The organism is Halopenitus malekzadehii, from assembly GCF_900108505.1.
Taxonomy (GTDB): Archaea; Halobacteriota; Halobacteria; order Halobacteriales; family Haloferacaceae; genus Halopenitus; species Halopenitus malekzadehii.
In genome coordinates this window covers 292,839-308,520 of sequence record NZ_FNWU01000003.1, presented here as the reverse complement: position 1 = coordinate 308,520, position 15,682 = coordinate 292,839, and the positions used below count along the sequence as shown (strand labels likewise).

17 protein-coding genes and 2 tRNA genes are annotated in these 15,682 nt (G+C 67.7%); 3 read left to right on the top strand and 16 right to left on the bottom strand.

Annotated features, from left to right (window positions below):
* Window positions 1-372 precede the first annotated feature (372 nt).
* Window positions 373-690: a non-histone chromosomal MC1 family protein gene (locus BLW38_RS08690; RefSeq protein ID WP_092816844.1), complete on the bottom strand. Its 318-nt coding sequence runs from the start codon at window positions 688-690 to the stop codon at window positions 373-375.
* Window positions 691-1,033: 343 nt separating this feature from the next.
* On the opposite strand from BLW38_RS08690, the gene BLW38_RS08685 reads away from it, so the two are divergent.
* Window positions 1,034-1,237 carry an AbrB/MazE/SpoVT family DNA-binding domain-containing protein gene (locus tag BLW38_RS08685; RefSeq protein WP_092816843.1) on the top strand — a complete coding sequence of 68 codons (204 nt, stop codon included), beginning with the start codon at window positions 1,034-1,036 and terminating at the stop codon, window positions 1,235-1,237.
* A 51-nt stretch (window positions 1,238-1,288) separates the two neighbouring features.
* On the opposite strand, the gene argF is transcribed toward BLW38_RS08685, so the two are convergent.
* The 10 genes from argF to BLW38_RS08635 form a co-directional block, all read right to left on the bottom strand.
* Window positions 1,289-2,182: an ornithine carbamoyltransferase gene (gene argF, locus BLW38_RS08680; protein ID WP_092816842.1), complete on the bottom strand. Its 894-nt coding sequence runs from the start codon at window positions 2,180-2,182 to the stop codon at window positions 1,289-1,291.
* 43 nt (window positions 2,183-2,225) lie between these two features.
* Complete coding sequence (locus BLW38_RS08675; RefSeq protein ID WP_092816841.1) at window positions 2,226-3,407, bottom strand: [LysW]-lysine hydrolase; 1,182 nt, start codon at window positions 3,405-3,407, stop codon at window positions 2,226-2,228.
* Window positions 3,407-4,546, bottom strand: a complete 1,140-nt coding sequence (locus tag BLW38_RS08670; protein WP_092816840.1) for an aspartate aminotransferase family protein — start codon at window positions 4,544-4,546, stop codon at window positions 3,407-3,409. The genes BLW38_RS08675 and BLW38_RS08670 overlap by 1 nt, the downstream gene beginning before the upstream one ends.
* On the bottom strand, window positions 4,546-5,475 hold the full coding sequence (locus BLW38_RS08665; protein ID WP_092816839.1) for an acetylglutamate/acetylaminoadipate kinase: 930 nt from the start codon (window positions 5,473-5,475) through the stop codon (window positions 4,546-4,548). The genes BLW38_RS08670 and BLW38_RS08665 overlap by 1 nt, the downstream gene beginning before the upstream one ends.
* Window positions 5,472-6,542, bottom strand: coding sequence for an N-acetyl-gamma-glutamyl-phosphate reductase (gene argC / locus BLW38_RS08660; RefSeq protein ID WP_092816838.1), 1,071 nt, complete (start codon window positions 6,540-6,542; stop codon window positions 5,472-5,474). The genes BLW38_RS08665 and argC overlap by 4 nt, the downstream gene beginning before the upstream one ends.
* Window positions 6,539-7,450, bottom strand: coding sequence for a lysine biosynthesis protein LysX (lysX, locus tag BLW38_RS08655; RefSeq protein WP_092816837.1), 912 nt, complete (start codon window positions 7,448-7,450; stop codon window positions 6,539-6,541). The genes argC and lysX overlap by 4 nt, the downstream gene beginning before the upstream one ends.
* A gap of 1 nt (window position 7,451) precedes the next feature.
* Entirely contained in the window at window positions 7,452-7,622 is a 171-nt protein-coding gene (gene lysW, locus BLW38_RS08650; protein ID WP_021074634.1) for a lysine biosynthesis protein LysW, read from the bottom strand.
* A 235-nt stretch (window positions 7,623-7,857) separates the two neighbouring features.
* Entirely contained in the window at window positions 7,858-9,333 is a 1,476-nt protein-coding gene (gene argH / locus BLW38_RS08645; RefSeq protein ID WP_092816836.1) for an argininosuccinate lyase, read from the bottom strand.
* Between the two features lie 4 nt (window positions 9,334-9,337).
* Window positions 9,338-10,597, bottom strand: coding sequence for an argininosuccinate synthase (locus tag BLW38_RS08640; RefSeq protein ID WP_092816835.1), 1,260 nt, complete (start codon window positions 10,595-10,597; stop codon window positions 9,338-9,340).
* 310 nt (window positions 10,598-10,907) lie between these two features.
* Window positions 10,908-12,116 carry a M24 family metallopeptidase gene (locus tag BLW38_RS08635; RefSeq protein ID WP_092816834.1) on the bottom strand — a complete coding sequence of 403 codons (1,209 nt, stop codon included), beginning with the start codon at window positions 12,114-12,116 and terminating at the stop codon, window positions 10,908-10,910.
* A gap of 215 nt (window positions 12,117-12,331) precedes the next feature.
* On the opposite strand from BLW38_RS08635, the gene BLW38_RS08630 reads away from it, so the two are divergent.
* A tRNA-Val gene (locus BLW38_RS08630) sits at window positions 12,332-12,406 on the top strand.
* 171 nt (window positions 12,407-12,577) lie between these two features.
* Window positions 12,578-12,880, top strand: coding sequence for a hypothetical protein (locus BLW38_RS08625; RefSeq protein ID WP_092816833.1), 303 nt, complete (start codon window positions 12,578-12,580; stop codon window positions 12,878-12,880).
* Between the two features lie 51 nt (window positions 12,881-12,931).
* On the opposite strand, the gene BLW38_RS08620 is transcribed toward BLW38_RS08625, so the two are convergent.
* The 5 genes from BLW38_RS08620 to pyrF form a co-directional block, all read right to left on the bottom strand.
* On the bottom strand, window positions 12,932-13,303 hold the full coding sequence (locus tag BLW38_RS08620) for a hypothetical protein (RefSeq protein WP_092816832.1): 372 nt from the start codon (window positions 13,301-13,303) through the stop codon (window positions 12,932-12,934).
* 186 nt (window positions 13,304-13,489) lie between these two features.
* A tRNA-Pro gene (locus BLW38_RS08615) sits at window positions 13,490-13,562 on the bottom strand.
* 124 nt (window positions 13,563-13,686) lie between these two features.
* The gene (locus BLW38_RS08610) at window positions 13,687-14,094 is read right to left on the bottom strand and encodes a CHY zinc finger protein (protein WP_092816831.1); all 408 of its coding nucleotides are present in this window, start codon (window positions 14,092-14,094) and stop codon (window positions 13,687-13,689) included.
* Window positions 14,081-14,674, bottom strand: coding sequence for a tRNA (pseudouridine(54)-N(1))-methyltransferase TrmY (gene trmY, locus BLW38_RS08605; protein ID WP_092816869.1), 594 nt, complete (start codon window positions 14,672-14,674; stop codon window positions 14,081-14,083). Before trmY ends, BLW38_RS08610 begins: the two co-directional genes overlap by 14 nt.
* 5 nt (window positions 14,675-14,679) lie before the next feature.
* A complete protein-coding gene (pyrF, locus tag BLW38_RS08600; RefSeq protein ID WP_092816830.1) occupies window positions 14,680-15,603 on the bottom strand; it encodes an orotidine-5'-phosphate decarboxylase in 924 nt (307 codons plus the stop codon).
* Between the last annotated feature and the right edge of the window lie 79 nt (window positions 15,604-15,682).

Sequence of the window (15,682 nt, the reverse complement as noted above, 5' to 3'; positions counted from 1 at the left end):
AGCGCCCCGCGGATGGGGCGTCCGTTGCATTTCTGTCGAGGAGTGGTGATTACTTAACGCCGTCGTTCGATCGGCGCCGCGTCACCCGGTTCCATAGGTCGGCGTTCACACACCCCGGTGCGGAGCGAACCGTCGATCACCCTGGACCCGCCTCGATCCGCACACCGATCCGTTCCCGTCGGCGGCGACGCAAACGGCGGCGCTGGTCGATCGACGATCGGCCCGAAGAATGTATCACGGCCGGAGGCCGGAGGATCATCCGCCGCTGACACGGGTCGTCCAACCGGGTGAAAGCCGTGCAGCTGCGGATGGGCACGCGGTGACCAATAAGGCGTCGAAAACCGGAGCTGCGGGCACTGAAGCTGTGTGAGGCTACTCCTCGTCGAGGTGTTTGATGCCCTGTTTCGAGACGTTCGCTTCCGTGATCGTGTCCTGGTCCTCGAGCCAGTCGGGACTGTTCTCGGGCGGCTCCTCCTCCCAGGCCCAGCCCTCATACACGTGGACCTTGTCGGTCCCTTTCTCCCGGAGCCGGAGTTCCTTCCGATCGGCTGCCGATTCCGAGGAAGCCGGCTCGATCCGCCGGGCAGCCTTCAGCGCGGCCTGCCGCGGTGTGTTCCCCGAGAAGACGCTCGGCTCCGATCCGTTCCCCTCTCGCAGCGCGAAGTTCCGCTTGCCGTCGTCACGTACCATAGGTTGTTGACCTCCATGGCAACCCAGCACACAATCTATTATAAATATACCGGGGGATCGGGGGGTGAGAGTGGCATCAAGCGGCGATGTGGCCGTCGATCGGGGGGATCCGCGAGTGAGACCGAGTCGATATCGGCACAAAATCCGTCGATCGGCCGACGAACGGCGGGTCAAACGCTGGCGCGCGGTCACATCACCGTCGACGGCGTCACCATCGACGGCGGGTCGGCGAGATGGATCGTTCGACGAAGTCACGAACGCGTGGACGCGAAGCGGCCGGTCGCAGCGGGGGAAACAACACTTATGTATCTCGTACGGTGAAGTCCCACGCAGAAACCCGCCGATGGTTCGCAAGAAGAAGCTCAGTCCGAGTGGGACCAAAGACGAGGATGGGGAATACCACAACGTCCACGTGAACCTTCACGAGGACGAACTCGCGGTTGCCGGAATGGAGATCGGCGATGAAGTGTTCGTTCGCGTCCGCGACGGGAAGATAATCATCCAGAAGGCCGATTCGGACCCCGAAGACCTCGAGCACGATTTCTGAGACGGCGGGAGGGTATTCGACGGGAGAGGGCGAGACCCGCGACGTGAGTAACTATTCTAACAGCTCGACGAGGAGCGCCTTCTGTGCGTGAAGCCGGTTTTCGGCCTGGTCCCACGCGAGCGCGCGCTCGGACTCGAGCACCGCGTTCGTGATCTCCTCGCCACGGTGGGCCGGCAGACAATGCATCACCGCGGCGTCGCTACCGGCGAGCAGCTCCTCGTTCACCTGGAAACCATCGAACGCCGCAAGCTTTCGCTCCCGTTCATCCTCTTGACCCATCGAGATCCACACGTCGGTGTAGACGACGTCCGCGTCGGCGACCGCGGCCGCCGGGTCGGTCGTCACCGTCGGGTCGGCCCCGAAGTCGGCGGCACGGTCGAAGATCGCCTCGTCCATCGCGTATTCGGCCGGGGTGGCGACCGTCACGTCGATCCCGGCCATCGCGGCACCGACGACGAACGACTGGCCGACGTTGTTCCCGTCGCCGACCCACGCGACCCGGACGTCCTCGCCGGCGTGTTCACGGATCGTCAACAGGTCCGCGAGCGTCTGACAGGGGTGAGCCTGGTCGGTGAGCCCGTTTATCACCGGACAGTCGGCGTACTCGGCGAGGATCTCGACGTCCTCGTGATCGAACAGCCGGGCCATCACGCCGTCGGTATACCGGCCGAGCACTCGGGCGGTGTCCCGGAGCGGCTCGCCGTGGCCGAGCTGGATGTCGTCGGGACCGAGAAACATCGCGTGGCCCCCGAGGTCGGTCAGTCCGGTCTCGAAGGAGACGCGCGTTCGCGTCGATGGTTTTTCGAAGATCATCGCAAGCGTCTGGTTCGGCAGCTGTGCGGCGTCCTCGCCGGCCTTCATCGCGGACGCGCGCTCGAGCACGCGGTCGAGTTCCGCCGGCGTGAGGTCGTCGATGTCGAGGAAGTCTGTGGTTTCGAGTGCCATCGGTGGAGTGGTGTCTGTAGTGGATCGAACGCGAAGAATCTCGTTATCGTCGGTCGCGGCAGACCGCGGTGAGAACGTCGACGGCGCGGTCAAGCTCCGCGAGAGGGACGTGTTCGTTGGGCGCGTGGTCGAGATCGGAGTTCCCGGAACCGTAGGTAACCATCGGGCAGTCCCAGGCGGCCGCGAACAGGTTCATATCGCTGGTGCCGGTCTTTCGGAGAAGCCTGACGTCGCCGCCAGCACCACGGATCGCGACGCGGAACGCCCGCGCCAGCGGGGTCCGTGGGCTCTTCATCACCGGCGGGATCGGTTCCTTCCAGTGAACGGTTCCGGTTGTCAACTGCCCTTCGGCGATCTCGTGAACCTCGTCGACGGTGCGCGAGGGTGGAACGCGGAGTTGGACCTCGGCAGTCGCCTCGACGGCCAGTCCGTCCTCGGTGAGGCCGCCGTCGAAGGAGACGGGTTTCGTCGTCACCTGCTCGAAGACCGGCGTGTCGGAGTCCTCGGGGGCGAAGGCGTCCTCGACGCCGGCCCACCAGCCGATCGCGTGTTGGATAGCGTTCGGCTCGGGGCGCGAGGAGTGGCCGGATTCGCTCGTGTTGACGTAGGTTCCGGCGAGGAATCCCCGATACCCCAAGGTGACCCCGTTCCAGCCCGAGGGCTCGCCGTTGACGACCGCCTCCGGCGTGTCGGAGCGGTCCTCGACGAGGTGGCGCGCGCCCCGGGAGTCGGTCTCCTCGCGGACGACGCCGACGAACGAGACGCCGGTCCGAACGGCGGCGATCGCCATCGAGACGAGCGGACCGGTCGCGTCGACGGAGCCGCGGCCCCACAGCGCGTCGTCGGGAACCACGTCGCCGTCCGCCTCGGCCAGGGCATCGAGGTCGTACGCATCCTCGTCGGCGGACGTCACCTCGACGGGGATGTCGCCCGGAACGGTGTCGATGTGGGAGGTCAGGAGGACGGCATCGTCCGCAGGGGCACGGACGTTGCCGACCTCGTCGATCCACGCCTCCCGGTCGTTGGCGGCGAAGAACGCACGCAGCCGCTCGGCCGCGGCGGCCTCCTCGCCCGACGGGGAGGGGATCGAGACCATGTCGTACAGCAGCTTACGGGCCGGCGTGTCGCAGACGTCGGGATACGGGCCCTCGCCGCCGGCGACAACCGTGTGATCGGCGTTTTCGTCCCGATCTGAGCCGGACCCGGCCGCCTCGGAGCCTGTCATCACTCCGAGAGCACCTCCACGAACGCATCGACGAACCGCTCGACCTCGGGCTCGTCGACGACCAGCGGCGGGAGCAGCCGGACGACCGAACGACCGGCGGGGAGCGCGAGGACGTCCTGATCGACCGCCAGATCCCGAAGGATCCGGTTGGCCCCGCGTTTCACTTCGATGCCGACCATCAGCCCCGATCCGCGGACGTCGCGGACCGGGAGGTCGTGGTCATCGACCGCCGTCTCGAGCCGACGACGGAGGTCGTCGCCGACCGTTTCGGCGTGGGCCGGCAGGTCCTCCTCGACGACCGTCTCGAGGGTGGCGTTCGCGGCGGCACAGACCACCGGACCGCCCGAGAACGTCGAGCCGTGGTCGCCGTAGTCCTCGGCGATCCAGTCGGCACACAGGGTCGCACCCATCGGGAGCCCGTTGGCGATCCCTTTCGCCGTCGTGAGGACGTCGGGTACGACATCGGCCTGCTCGCAGGCCCACAGCGTCCCGGTCCGGCCGACGCCGGTCTGGATCTCGTCGAAGACCAGCGCGGCGCCGGCGTCCTCGGTCACCTCGCGGGCGTGCTGGAGGTACTCCACCGCGGCCGGGTGGATCCCGCCCTCACCCTGGACGGGTTCGAGGAACACCGCGGCGGTGTCCTCGTCGACCGTCTCCGCGAGCGCCTCGGCGTCGCCGTACTCGACGAACTCGATCCCTCCCGCAAGGGGCTCGTAGGGCGCCTTGTACTTCCCCTTCCAGGTCATCGCAAGCGCGCCAAGCGTGCGCCCGTGGAAGGCGCGTTTGGTGGCGACGATCTTCTCGTCGCCAGTTGCTGCGCGTGCGAACTTCATCGCGGCCTCGTTGGCCTCGGTTCCGGAGTTACACAACCAGACGTTGTCCAGATCGCCCGGGGCAAGCGCCGCGAGCTTCTCGTAGGTCTCCGTACGCGTCCCAACGGGATACGACGCCTGCACGTAGGTGAGTTCGGCCGCCTGCTCCTGGATCGCCTCGGTGACTGCGGGATGGGAGTGGCCGAGCGGCGTACAGGCGTAGCTCGCTCCGAAGTCGAGGTACTCCGTCCCGTCCTCGGCGGTCAGTATTGCACCCTCGCCCGATTCGATCGGGATCGGTTTTTCGGAGAAGACGAACCCGGACATCAGGCACCCCCCGTGGTGGCGTCCTCTTGTGCACCGTCGTCGACCTGTGCGTCGTTATCATCCTCATTCGTGTCCGCGAGTGCGCTCGCGTGCACGTGCGTGCCGCCGCCGGCGAGAGCGTCGACGATCGGATCGGCAGCGTTGGCGTCGGCGACGACGACGCGCGGGGAGCCCGTCGAGAGGGCTTCCTCCGCGGCCATCACCTTCTTGCCCATAAACCCTTCCGCGGCGGATTCGAGCGCCTCGAGATCGACGGGGGTCGAGACGGAGTCGATCAGCGTCGTGGGGTCATCGGGGTCCGCGTAGACCCCGGAGACGTCGGTCAACAGGACGAGCTCCGCGCCCAGCGCGCCGGCGATGGCGGCCGCGGCGCGGTCGGCGTCCGTGTTGACGGGCGTGACGCCCCCGTCACGTTCCTGACCCGCCATCGGGGGAGAAACGACGGGGACGTAGCCGTCGGCGGTGAGTTCCTCGAGCAGCGCCGCGTTCACCGACTCGGGCTTGCCCGAGTGGTCGCCGCGTCGGATCTTCTTCTTGCCGTCCTCGACCACGCGAACGGCGGACTTACGGGGCCCCGAGAGGAGGCCGCCGTCGACGCCGGAGAGACCGACCGCGTCGACGTCCGCCTCCTGAAGCGACGCGACCAGTTCGGTGTTGAGCTTGCCGGCCATCACCATCTCGAAGACCTCCATCGTCTCCGCGTCGGTGAACCGGCCGGTGACGCCGGAGGCCGACTCGACGTACTCGGGGTCAATTCCGAGCCGGTCGAGCATCCCGTCGACCGCGGTCGAGCCGCCGTGAACGACGACGACCTCGCGACCTTCGGCGACCAGTCGTGCGACGTCACCGATCGCGCCCGCGGGGTCGACGGCCTTCGCGCCGCCAACCTTGACCACGACGGGCGGATCGGTTGATTCGGCTGCGCTCACGGCGATCCCACCGGATGGAGTCCCTGGAACTCGAGCCCGGCCGTCTCCTCGAGGCCGAGCGCGATGTTCGCGGCGTGGACCGCCTGTCCCGCCGATCCCTTCATCATATTGTCGATCGCCGAGAAGACGACCACGCGCTTGTTGCTCGCGTCGAGTTCGAACCCGACCTCGCCGGCGTTCGTCCCGGCGACGGCCTTCGGTTCGGGGTATCGGTAGACGCCGCTGCCGCCGGAGACGAGCCGCATAAACGGTTCGTCCTCGTAGGCACTGCGGTAGGCGCCCCACAGGTCGCCCTTCGAGACCGGTCCGTCGGGGAAGACGTGACACGTCGCCGAGGCGCCACGAACCATATCCACCGCATGGACGGTAAAGGAGACGTCGAGGCCGAGGTAGGCGCCGATCTCCGCCTCGTGGCGGTGGCTGATCGGCGCGTACGGACGGACGACCCCCGACCGTTCAGGGTGTGAGGAGGCCGCGCCGCCGCCGGCACCGCCCTCCGAGGAGCCGACCTTGACGTCGACGACGACCTCGCCGGTCTCGGGGCCGAGTATCCCCTCGTCGACGAGGGGTTTCAGCCCGAGTATCGTCGCGGTGGCGTTACAGCCGCCGCCGGCGATGAGGTCCGCCCCAGCGAGGTTCTCGCGGTTGAGCTCGGGCAGAGCGTATTCAGCACGTTCGAGGTACTCGGGCGCGTCGTGGCCCTCGTACCACTCGTCGTACAGCTCCGCGTTCGGCAGCCGGAAGTCCGCCGAGAGGTCGACGACGGTGTCCGCCGCTTCGAAGTACGCGTCGATCTGCTCCATCGAGACGCCGTGTGGCGTCGCAGCGAACAACACGTCGACCGACTCGAGGTCGGACGGCTCGGTAAACCGGAGGTCGAGCGATCGGAGGTTCGGATGTATCGACCCGACGGTCTTGTTCGCGGCCGACCGGGAGGTCGCCTGGACGACCGAGAACTCGGGATGCCCAGCGAGCAGGCGGAGCAGCTCCCCGCCCGCAAAGCCGGTTCCGCCGATGACGCCGGCGGTATAGGTGGCGTCGTTCGAGCTGGCGTCGTCGTCACTCATACCGTCGCCGTCACTCCCGTCCGCTGCTCATTTCCCTCGTCGGCCTCCGCGTTCGCGACGCGCGTCTCGAGCCAGTCGACGACCGCCGCGGGAACGTCGACGTCGACGGCGTCGTTGAGCGCCTTGAACTCGACGGTGTGGTTCACCTCGTGGACGGTGTATTCGCCGGAATCGGCGCCGCCGACCTCCATCAGATCGATGCCGAGAAGGCCGCCGCCGACCGCCTCGGAGGCGCGCTCGACGAGGTCCAGCGCCGTGTCGTCGATGTCGAACGACTCGGCGTGACCGCCCTTGGCGGCGTTCGTGAGCCAGTGGTCCGACGTCCGCGTCATCGCGGCGATGGGCTCGCCGTCGACGGCCACGACGCGGATGTCGCGGCCGGGCTTGTCGACGAACTCCTGGACGTAGAACACCTTGTGCTCGTAGTGGCCCAGCGTTGCCTTATGCTCCAGAATCGCCTCCGCGGCGTTCCGGGAGTCGATCTTCGCCATCAGTCGGCCCCACGAACCGACGACGGGTTTGAGGACGCAGGGATAGCCGAATTCCTCGATCGACTCGAGGGCCGCGTCCGTGGTGAACGCGACCTCGGTCTCGGGCGTGGGGATGTCCGCATCCGCAAGCGCAAGCGAGTTCTTCGCCTTGTCGGCACAGACGTCAGCGGTCTCCGGCGCGTTGATCACGGGAACGCCGTAGCTCGCGAAGAACTGCGTTGCGTACAGCGATCGACTCGTCGCGAGACACCGATCCACGACGATGTCGAGGTTCTCGATGTCGGCCGTCGTGGAGTCGAGTCCGAACCGCTCCTTGCGAACGTCGATCTTCGTGACCTCGTGGTCGCGGTCACGTAGCTCCGAAAGGAGGAGCTTCTCGTCTTTTCGGATACGGGAGTAGAGGATGCCGACCTGCATCTCACTCCCCCCAGTCCTCTTCGAGCTCCGGGGCTCGATCGAGGACCGGCGGGGAAACGTCGATGACCTCCAGCTCGGCGCCACAGGTGCCACAGTCGATTATCTCTCCCACTTCCAGGTCGTCGTACAGGTCCACGTCGGCCCCGCACTCGACACATTCTGCTTGCGTCATTGTCGTACCCGTACGTCATCGTCGACCATACATAAATCCATCGGACCTATCAGATAAAAAACAACATATGGAGCCACGGCTATTGGAAGAAGAACGTGTCAAGACGGCTGTTCGAAATCGTGTGTCAGATTTCGTAATTATATTGTCCCCTCACGGGGACCGCGGCGATCGCGGCGGCCGCGGCGGAAACGGCTGCCGCGTTCGCCGCACGACGGATGCGGGAACCGGACGTCGATCAGACATACGTAGCCACCTCCGTCTGGAGCCGGTCGGCAGCACGGTCGAGCGCGGCGTGGCGGTCCGCAACGCGATCGCGGTCCGTCGCGATCCGTGCGTCGACGTCCGCGATCGCGTTGCGGACCGCTTCCGGTGCGGGACCGCCGGCGGAGTCACGGCTCGCGACGCTGACGTCGGGATCGAGCGCGCGCTCCACGTCGTCGCGGCTCACGTACGTGAACAGCGACTCCTCGAGCACGTCCTCGGCGGCCGCGTCAAGTTTTGCGGCCGCGGCTGCCGCGTCGGCCGCGCCATCGATCGACGACGCGGCGTGTGCAACGATCTCGTGGGCCGACCGGAACGGGAGCCCCGCCATCGCCAGTAGGTCCGCGATCCCGGTCGCCGTCGAGAAGCCATCGCCGGCGGCGGCCGCGAGGTCGGACTCGTTCCACGTCGCGGTGGCGACGGCGCCGCCCGCAACGTCGGTCGCGTCGCGGACCACGCTGGCGATCTCGAAGACGCCGGGGTGAACGCGCTGGAGATCGCGATTATACGCTCTTGGAAGCCCTTTTAGTGCGGTAGCCACCCCGGTCAACTCGCCGACTGCCTCGCCGGCAGTACCCCGCGTCAGCTCGAGCGTGTCGGGGTTCTTCTTCTGGGGCATGATCGACGAGGTCGAGGCGTAGTCGTCGTCGAGTTCGAGGAAGCCCTTGTTGGCGAAGACGATCAGGTCCTCGGCCAGCCCCGACAGCGCCACCGACAGGGAGGCGAACGACGCGGCGGCCTCGAGCAGGAAGTCCCGCGCGGAGACCGCGTCCATCGCGTTCCGGACGACTCCGTCGAACCCCAGCAGCTCGGCGCTCCGGTCGCGGTCGATCGCGAAGGGCGTGCCCGCGAAGGCCGCGGCGCCAAGCGGCGACCGGTTCGTCCGGTCGTAGGCGTCGAGCAACCGGTCCGTCTCGCGAGCCACGGCCGCCTCGTACGACAGGAGGTGGTGAGCCACGGTCGTGGGCTGGGCCGGTTGGAGATGCGTATAGCCGGGCATCGTCGTCTCGACGTGATCGGCCGCGGACTCCGCAAGAACCTCCCGGAACGCGACCGTCGCCTCAGCAACCGCCAGCAGGTCCTCCCGGAGCCGGTACCGGATGCAGGTCGCGACCTCGTCGTTGCGCGAACGTGCGGTGTGCATCCGGCCGCCGTCGGGGCCGATCCGGTCGATGACGGCCGTCTCGATCGCCTCGTGAACGTCCTCGCCCTCCGCGAGGGCGTCGTGATCCGCATCCTCGACGTCGTCGAGCGCCGAGAGGATCTCCCCGGCCGTCTCGGGCTCGATGATCCCCTGCTCGGCGAGCATTACTACGTGCGCGCGATCGACGGCGAGGTCGGCCGCGAAGATCGCCTCGTCGGCCGCGAGGCTCGAGAGGAACCCACGGGCGGGGCCGCCGCTGAAGCGGTCGCGGCGAACGGCCGTCTCGGCGGGGGTTCCGTCGGACATCGGTCTACTCGTCGGTGTCGGTGGTGACGCCGTCGGTTCCTTCCGCGTCGTCCGCCCCGGCACCGTCAGCAGCGAGTTCGCGGTCGGAGACGTCCTCGGAGACCGCGTTCGCGAGGCGCTCCTGGAGGCCGTGGTACTTGGCGACGCCGGTGGCGTCCTCCTGGGCGATGCCGGCCACGTCGGCGGTGTTGAACGAGGCCATCTCCTCGGAGTAGACCGCGTACTCGCTGTCGCGGGCGACGACGCGGCAGTTGCCACCGGACACCTTCACCGTGGCGCTGCCGGTGACGACGTCCTGCGTCTCGGCGATGAACGCGTCGAGTGCGTTCATCAGGGGTGCAAAAACGAGCCCCTGGTAGGCTTTCTCGGACCATTCCTGTTCGATGCCCGTCTTGAACGAGCGCTCGCCCTTCGTCAACACGAGGTCCTCGAGTGCCGAGTGGGCGGTGAGGAGCACGGTCGCGGCGGGATGCTCGTAGTTCTCGCGCACCTTCAGGCCGAGCATCCGGTCCTCCATCACGTCGGTGCGGCCGACGCCGTAGCCGCCCGCGTACTCGTTGAGGTGTTGAATGAGCTCGACGGGGCCCATCTCCTCGCCGTCGACGGCGACGGGAACGCCCTCCTCGAAGGTCACCTCGATGGTCGTCTCGCCCTCGGGCTCGGCGGTCCACTCGTAGATGTCCTCCGGCGGGACGTAATCGGGGTTCTCGAGCTCGCCGCCCTCGACCGCGCGCGACCAGATGTTCGTGTCGATCGACCAGACGCCGCCGTCGCCGGCTTCGACGGGCAGATCCTTCTCGGCGGCATAGTCAATTTCCCACTCGCGGGTGAGCCCCAGCTCACGCACGGGCGCGATCACTTCCAGATCCGAGCCGCGCCAGACGGCCTCGAACCGCAGCTGGTCGTTGCCCTTGCCGGTACATCCGTGCGCGACGGCGTCACAGTCCTCCTCGAGGGCGACCTCGAGGATCGCCTCGGCGATGACGGGGCGCGCGAGCGCGGTCCCCAGGGGATAGCCCTGGTAGGTCGCGTTGGCGCGGACCGCGTCGAAACAGAGGTCTGCGAACTCCGCTTTGGCGTCGACGACGTGGAGATCGAGCCCGAGCGCCTCGGCGGTCTCCTCGGCCTCTTCGAACTCCGATTCGGGTTGACCGACGTCGACGGTGACGCCGATGACCTCGTCGTATCCGTATTCCTCCTCGAGCAGTGGTACACAGACCGTGGTGTCGAGTCCCCCGCTAAACGCGAGTGCCACACGTGTCATTACCGTGTGCTGGGCCCCTTAGACCCTTAAATTCAGCGGTTTTAGAATTGTAATAAAATGGTCTGGCGGACGCTAACCGACCGAAAACTGGACGTTGTGGACGAAGGAACGATGCGTGACGACGATGGGGGGGTAGGTAATATCGGCCTCAAAGGGCCGGTCGTCGTCGCGGTCGCGGGGCTCGCCGCTCTCGGAAGAGTCGAGCGTCACGGCGGGCATCCGCGCTCATTGGGCGTAGGTAGAACCGGTATCCTACAAAACCTTTCTGGATTCGGTTCACGCTGCGGGAGGATCACGAGTCGGTTCCGGGTCACTCCTCCGAGAGCACGACCGGTGCGTGGCGGTCGTACCGGCGCTGCCGAACGCCGTCAACGTCGACGGATTCCACCTCGAGAGTCGGCCAGCGGCCGGTCTTCGTGAGGATCTCGGTGCGGTCGCCGGCGACGAGGTAGGTGTCCTCGCTGCGCGCGCCCGCGACGGTCGGGTTCCAGGCGTATCCCATCGGCGCGGTCACCGGATCGGTGGCCTCGGGGCGTGCGATCCACTCACGGACGTCGAATCCCGCCGCACCGCCCTGGTGGTGCGCGCGCCACTCGTCAGGGTGACCGACCGCGTCGTAGGCGTCCCGGATCGCCGCAAACACGTCGCCGGCGTCCGTGATCCGGTTCGAGTCGCCGGCCGTGACAGCCGATCCGTCGACCGCAGCCTCCGAATCGTCGACCGCAGCCTCCGATCTCCCGACCGCGACCTCCGTAGCGGCGATCGCCGTCGCCTCGATCCGGGCGGCCGCACGGTGTCGATCCCGGAGCCACGCCGGCGGGTCGAAGACGACCGTGCGCGTGAGCGACGCGTGGAGCCCCGCGCGTTCGGCGGTAACGGAGACGATCGCGTACTCGCCCAGTTCCGCGTCGCCCGGGGTGGGACTCCGGAAGCGCGAGGCGCGGTCGTCCCCACCGACGAGCAGGACCGGCGTGGAGACGTCGCGTGCGGCCAGGGCGATCTCGATGGCGGCGGCGACCTCGTACTCGGGGTCGGTCGGTTCGAGCTGTCGGCAGACCGTCTCGACCGCGGCGGCGGCCTCGCGACCGAGCTCCCGGTACCGCTCGACGTCGTCATCGATGAGGGGCTGCCGGAGCCGCGAGGCGTCGACGTCCTCGAACCCCGCGGCGTCGACGTCGAGCGCGGCGGGCATCGGCGACCGGTCCGCGATGGCGGCCAGCAGCGAGTCCTCGTGCCAGGGGACCGACTCGACCGGGACGTCGTCTGGGACCTCCTCCTCGCGGATCCGGTCCGCTGCGTCGGCGGAGGCGATTACGCGAAACTCGCCGTCGTATCCCACCGCCGCGACGCCGACTTCGGCCCCACGATCGACGACGTTCGAACCGCCGATGAGCCAGGCGAAGCCGTTCGGTCGCGCGAACCAGACGGCCTCGAGGCCGTGGGCGTTCAGGTAGTCGTCGAGACGAGCGGCGCGGGCGGAGCGGTCGAAGCGATCGACACGATCGGGACCGTCGGTCATACGTGGCGGTGGCCGTCGAGCCACTTGAACCGGACGAGTGGCGACGAGACCTGACGAGTGGGGACGGAGACGGACCGGATGAGTAGCGGGACGGACGGAGCAGTACCGACGCGCGGGACGGCCCACCGCCGCGACCGCCACCGCCGCCGTCCCCGATTCGAAAGGTTCAATTACGTCCCCAGGGTATCACGAAATGCGCCGGACGAGCCACGGACGGGTTGGTGGTCTAGTCTGGTTATGACACCTCCTTGACATGGAGGAGGCCGGCGATTCAAATTCGCCCCAACCCACTTCTTCGACACCCCACAGCGAACGGCAGCCGGCAGTCCGTCATCCACGTCCATCGTGAGCCACGAATGGAGATGGGGTGCATCCGGCATCGCAGTTGGAGCGCCGCGAGACGCGTCCGTGGAGCATATTTATAACGATCGATTACATACTTTTAGCCGGGAGTGCTATGTATGTCCACACCACACAGGACGGGGACGGAGGGCCACGACCGGAGCACGCCGAGCGTCGCGGACGCGCCGACGCGCAGTGACTCGCCGTCGACGTCTCTCTGTTGTCTGCTCGGCGGCGCCACGGCGGTGATCGCCGTCCTCCTCGCGCTGCCGATGCTGTTGGATCTGGCTCAACCGTTCGGGGGGCTGTCGACGACGGTGATCGCGTTCGTCCTGGCGTTCGCCTGGCTCGTCGCCTGGGCAGTCATCGAGTTCATCTGGGAGCACCTCGTGGTGGCGGATACAGGATCGCCTGCGGAGTGACGGGCCCGGTCGGGACGCAGTCACCCCGACGATCGCCGGTATCCGTCCCCCTCACGCGATCGTCAACGCGATCATCACGAGGTTCCATCCCACGACGATCACGCCGACTGCGGCCAGGCCGAGCGGCGCGCCGACGTCGTACGGCCGGGGCACGGTCGCGTAGAGTCCGGCCCCGATCGCGAGGGCCGCGGCCTTCAACGGAAGCATCATCCAGAACCCGTGTGCGGAAAGCAGCGGCGCCGCCACCGGTCCCGCCTCGACGATCGACCCGTACCGCACCCCGACGCCGGTCGTGAGGAGATCGCCGACGACGAACAGGCCCACCGCCGCGGTCCAGACGGCGGACCGACGAGCGTCAAAATAGTCCGTCAGCTGGTCGAGGCGGGCGATCGCCGAGCGGGGTCGCGTGGTGTGGTCAGCCATTCGATCGTCGATCGGTTGCACGGTCGGGACGTGGCTGTATCAATCTTGGCGACCGGAGGAGCAAAATTTCGCACTCACCGCGGAACGAAGCTCCGCAAGCCCTCGCTCGTTCCACTCGCGAGAACGCGGTTACGACCACCCGAAGGCCCGAGAACATCGCTATCCGGAGTCGAATTGCGGGAGAAGTGGGCCGGCGCGAATTCGAATCGCGGTTACGGCCACCCGAAGGCCGAAGGATACCAAGCTACCCCACCGGCCCGCATTCGGAGTAACGTCAGTCGTTCCTTTAACGCTTCCGAACCGCCACAGACCGTGGCGGAGTCCCGCATATTCGCCAAGGGACGGCGGACTTGCAACGTCGAGTCGCTGGGAGCTCGACGGGTTCAGATCTCGAAGTATCGATCGTAATGGGCGCGACAGCCGGGATTGAACGCGGCGCCACAGGACGGGCAGGCGTCGGCGGCCGCGAGATACGCGGTCGGCGACAGCGTCTCGCCGCAGACGCCACAGAGCACCGCCGGATCGTCGAACCGATCGCGGGGCCACGGGACCGCGTCGTGGTCAGTGGTCTCCTCGTGACACCGGAAACACGGGAAGTACGCGTCACAGCACGCGAACCGGAAGGCGGCGACGTCGACGTCACTCCGGTAGTGTACACATCGCGTTTCGGGATCGACGTCGACGCCACGGACGAGGACGTCGAACTCACCGGTTCGGAGGTCGACGCGACCGTCGGGAACGTCACCGGCTTCGACATCGGAATCGTCAGCTTCGGGGTCAGTAGGATTCATAGCCGTCCGTGTCGAGCCAGTTGTGCGCGACCGTGATCGCGTGGTCGGCGTGCAGCGTCTCCGGACCCAGCCGAACCCGGCTGTCCGCGTGGTCGGCGAGCACCGCTCGCTCGGCGTCGGTGAAATCGCGGTGGTCCGACAGGATGAACACGGGATCGGCCGGCGGCAAGTCGTCGGCAAGGGGCGTGCCGTCCTCGTGCAGCTGCACGATCGAGCCCTCGCGGGCGAGTCGATCGAGGGTCGCCTCGACCCCCATCCGATAGATCTCCACGCCCGGCGAGACGTCGGCGGGCTGGTGACCGATCGCATCCTCGCGATCCCCAAGGGCGTCCCGGATCCGGGCAGCGACGTTGCGCTCGTCGGGATGGAGGTGTCGCAGCCGGTCCGCGTCGAACCGGACCGTGTAGGCGTCGTCGACGACGAGGTGCACCCGAACGGAGTCGCGGATCCCGTGGGAGAGGAACACCGCCGCGCCCACGCATCGACACAGCAGGTCGAGCCGGCCGGTCCCGGGGAGGTCGTCGAGCGACACGTCGGCGGCCGGATCGAGCTCGTGGGCGACGACGACGAACTGGCGCATCGGGATCACCGATGCCGGTTCAGCCGGCGCTTGAGGCGCTTGGCCGACTCGCCGGCCGCCCGGAAGTACGCCGCCTCCTCGTCGGGGCGGTCCGCTCCGCCGGCGCCGATGCCTCCACCGGTACCGCCGGCGTCCTCCCCGGCGAAGATGATCCCGCGCGAGGAGTTGACGAGGCCGACGTCGACGTCGTGACCGGGCCTGGCGGCGAGGCCGTGTTCGACCGCCGCCTCGGCGTCGCCGCCCTGCGCGCCGACGCCGGGAACCAGGAACGGCAGATCAGGGACCGACTCGCGGAGGGTCTCGAGCTCCGCGGGCACGGTTGCGCCGACGACGAGCCCCACGTTGCCGTGGTCGTTCCACAGGTCCGCCAGGGCGGCGATCCGCTCGTAGACGGGCTCGCCGGAGGCGAGTTCGAGGTCCTGGAGGTCGCTCCCGCCGGGGTTCGACGTCCGACAGAGCACGAAGACGCCCGCATCCGCGTGGTCGAGGAACGGCTGCAGGGAGTCGCGGCCCATATACGGATTGACCGTGATCGCGTCCACACCCAGCCCGTCCGTGTCATCGAGCGCGCTCGCGTACCGGCGCGCCGTGTTCCCGATGTCGGCACGCTTGGCGTCGAGCAGGACGGGAACGTCCTTCCCGTGCGCGTACGCGATGGTCTCGCGCAGCGCGCGCCAGCCGTCCGGATCCTCGTAGAAGGCGGCGTTCGGCTTGTAACAGGCCGCGTGTTCGTGGGTCGCGTCGATGATCCGCCGGTTGAACGCCCAGCGCGGAAGGTCCGTGTCGGTCAGGAACGCCGGAATCCGGTTCGGATCCGGGTCGAGACCGACGGAGACGACGCTGTCGACGGCGGCGATGCGATCGGCCAGCCGGTCGAAGAAGGCGGCCGAACCGGCGGTGGTCGTGTCCGCGTTCGAATCAGTGGTCATTGACTCCGGATCCGGGGCCCCGGCGAGTAAGCGTTTCCGTCCGGCGGCGAGAGGATGAATCAGACCCGAAACCGGACGA